2 protein-coding genes and 1 pseudogene are annotated in these 2401 nt (G+C 68.8%); all 3 read left to right on the top strand.

Features of this window, described 5'->3' with window-relative positions:
• Window positions 1-1924 (top strand): site-specific integrase (locus WA944_RS22585; RefSeq protein WP_526647369.1); only part of this gene is annotated, 1924 nt, incomplete at its 5' end.
• Window positions 1921-2223 carry a hypothetical protein gene (locus WA944_RS22590; RefSeq protein WP_526611012.1) on the top strand — a complete coding sequence of 101 codons (303 nt, stop codon included), beginning with the start codon at window positions 1921-1923 and terminating at the stop codon, window positions 2221-2223. The genes WA944_RS22585 and WA944_RS22590, both read left to right, overlap by 4 nt.
• 51 nt (window positions 2224-2274) lie before the next feature.
• Window positions 2275-2401 (top strand): annotated as a pseudogene (locus WA944_RS22595) (hypothetical protein); the annotation flags it as partial.

Raw genomic sequence — 2401 nt, forward strand, 5'->3', positions numbered from 1 at the left:
CGGTAGTGGCGCCGCGGCGCGGCCGCTGCCGCGGGGGCCGGAACTGTTCGAGAGCTACCGTGGCGCGTTGGCCGCCCGCGGGGCGGGGAACCGATCATTCCTGGGCGCTGCCCGCGCCTTCCTGAGATGCTGGCCCGATCCGCAGGTGTGGGCTGAACAGCCACTGCCGGTGCGACTGTCGGCCGGTTCGGCGGTGCGGCCGCTGCTGAACCATCTAATGCTGGCCGGATACCTGCGCCCGGGCTACGACTATCTGCTCGAACGCAAGCTGCCCGCCATCCTGCGGGAGGCACACGCCAGCCCGTTGGCCGGTGATCTGACCCGATTCCTTTCCGCGGCAACCGAATTAGGCTACTCGCCCCAGAACGCAGCCGGGCTGGCCAGCCAGGTCGCGGTGCGCATGCTGATCCAGACCGGCGGCTCGCTCAACGAGCTCAGCGACGCCGATATCGCCGAGTTCGACGCGGCGATCACCGCCCGCGAACGAGCGGACGGGCGGCGGCTCAAGCACTACCGCACCGCGCTGCAGGCCACCCGCGGTGTGCTCTACCACCTGGACGGGCAGGTCACCCCGACCGCGAAGAACACCGCCCACCTGCGTTGGCCGTGGCGGCGTCACTTCGCCGGTGTCCCAGCAGGATTGGCTGATTCACTGGTGGCCTACCTGGAATGCGCGTCAGGCACCCGCACTCGCTCGACCGTGCTCCATATGGCCGGCCGCCTCGGGCACTTCGCGCGGCTCCTCACCGAGGTCGATCAGACGCTGGCCTCGCTGGCGGGCCTGGACCGGCAACGCCACATCGAGCCGTATCTGGCTGCGGTGGCCGCCGCGCGCAACCCGCGCACCGGCGCGGTGCTGTCGGCCTCCGAGCGGCGCTCACGGATCCTGACCGTCGGGCGTTTGATCGACGACATCAACGAGTGGGGCTGGGCCGCGGCGCCCGGCCGCAAACTCGTGTTCGCGCGCGATGTCCCACGACTGCCCCGGGCGTTGCCCCGCTACCTGCCCCCCGACGCCGACCGGCAGCTGTCGGCCGCGCTGCACGCTTCACCGAACCGGCTGCGCGCCGACGCGTTGCTGCTGCTACGCGCCACCGGGATGCGCATCGGCGAGCTGCTCGACCTGGAACTGGACTGCGTGCACGAGGTTCCCGGCGCCGGGTCCTGGTTGAAGGTTCCGCTGGGCAAGCTCGACACCGAGCGGATGGTCCCTATCGACGAGGAGACCCTCGACCTCGTTGACCGCATCGTCGCGCACCGCTCACCGGGTCGACCGTTGCCGCACCCCCGCAGCGGCAAACCGGTCGAGTTCCTGCTCACCCACCAAGGGCGCCGGATCTCCGTCGACACCCTGCGCAACGAACTCATCCGCGCCGCCACCGAAGCAGGCTTGAAATCGGTTACACCACACCAACTTCGGCACACCTACGCCACCGCCCTGATCAACTCCGGGGTGTCGCTGCAGGCGCTGATGGCCATGCTCGGACACGTCTCGGCGGAGATGAGCCTGCGCTATGGTCGGCTCTTCGACGAAACCGTCCGCGTCGAATACGAGCGCGCACTCACTCTCGCCAAGTCCCGTATCGGGCCGGTGCTGCCGCAGCGGACCCAACTGCCGATCAGCGACATCAGCGGCGGCGGTGCCACCGACTGGAAAGACACCCCGACGATCAAGGCTCGCATGGCCGGCGGATACTGCCTGCGCACCCAGGCCCAAGGAACCTGCGCCTACGCCAACATCTGCGAGCACTGCCCGAACTTCCGCACCGAATCGACCTTCCTGCCCATCCTCGCCGCCCAACGCGCCGATGCAGCTGCTCTCGCTGCCGACGCTGACGGCCGCGGCTGGGGCGACGAAGCAAGCCGTCACCGCCGCCTCGTCGAACGCCTCGACAAGCTGATGAACCGAACGGACACGCCGTGACCGACGAACCCGCCGTCCGCGTCGAACAGGCCTGCCGGCACCTGCTCACCACCGGCGACGACGTCACCTTCGACGCCGTAGCCGCCCACGCCGGTATCGGCCGCGCCACTCTCTACCGACGCCCCGAACTACGCGCCATCGTCGAAGAACACCGCCAACACGGCCGCGACGCGCTCACTCTCACCGGACTACAAGTCCAAATCGAGCAACTGCGCCTCGCCCTGGAAGCCATTGCCGCCAATACCCGCCGCCACGAAGAGCAACTCCGAAAGCTAAACCGCTCCAGCCAAACCCGATAGCTGACCACGCCCGCGTCCACGCACCAAGATCGACACCGATTAGCCGGATAACCGCAGGGCCGCGGCAAGATCGAGCGGTTCTTCCGCACCGTGCGCGACCAGTTCCTCGTTGAAGTCACCGACACCAGCGCCGAGGACCTTACCGCCGCGGGGGTGGACCACCGTGGGGCTCTGTTGG

It is taken from the genome of Mycobacterium sp. (genome assembly GCF_049683355.1).
GTDB lineage: Bacteria > Actinomycetota > Actinomycetes > Mycobacteriales > Mycobacteriaceae > Mycobacterium.